The organism is Agathobacter ruminis, assembly GCF_002735305.1.
GTDB lineage: Bacteria > Bacillota > Clostridia > Lachnospirales > Lachnospiraceae > Roseburia > Roseburia ruminis.
Genome location: NZ_PDYG01000110.1, coordinates 1 through 658 on the forward strand (window position 1 = coordinate 1; position 658 = coordinate 658).

Below are 658 nucleotides of genomic sequence, written 5' to 3' on the forward strand. Positions count from 1 at the left end.
AAATATGTCAGCTACGCTGACGCAAATCTCGCGCCAAGTCTCGCGAGCGAGACTTGAATACATTGATGATTTGCAGTTTGAATATGGACTATTTTAACGAAGAATTGTATAATTGCATGCAAGGATATGAAAAGGAAATAAAAAAGAGCTAAAAAAGGAGATCATAGTATGGAATATGTTGCACCATTTATAGTTGGAGCAGAGTTGATAGCATTGTGCATTCTTGTAATTTTGCTTTGGCATTTTGGGAGAACTAGGCGGAAAAACGCGAATTATTGGGTGATTGTAATTGGTATCATTACGATGGCATTTGTAATTCTAACCCCGATTCCGACAATGATTGCCGGATTGGTAATTAATTTGATTTTGTTACTCTATTTAATTGCATATGGAAGCAAAGCAACTGCATAACGATTGACATCAAGACTCCGGAGATTGTTCCGGAGCCTTTTTTTGTTACCATTCACAGCCTGCAATCTTGCAATAACATCCTCGCCCCATGGCCCCGGTATGGCCTTCACGTTTTGCGAATATTTTTGGTTTTCAATATGCAAAAGGCGAGCATCACTCATGTGTCTTTTGATGAATGAACCATTTTGAAAAAGGTTTATGAAGTGGCGGACACTTCATTTATTGATATTATGTACTCCTCAATCTA

At 38.1% G+C, this 658-nt stretch carries 1 protein-coding gene; it reads left to right on the forward strand.

The window, feature by feature from the left end; translation table 11 throughout:
* Positions 1-168: 168 nt before the first annotated feature.
* Positions 169-411, forward strand: a complete 243-nt coding sequence (locus tag CSX02_RS10860) for a hypothetical protein (protein ID WP_099386694.1) — start codon at positions 169-171, stop codon at positions 409-411.
* Positions 412-658 lie beyond the last annotated feature (247 nt).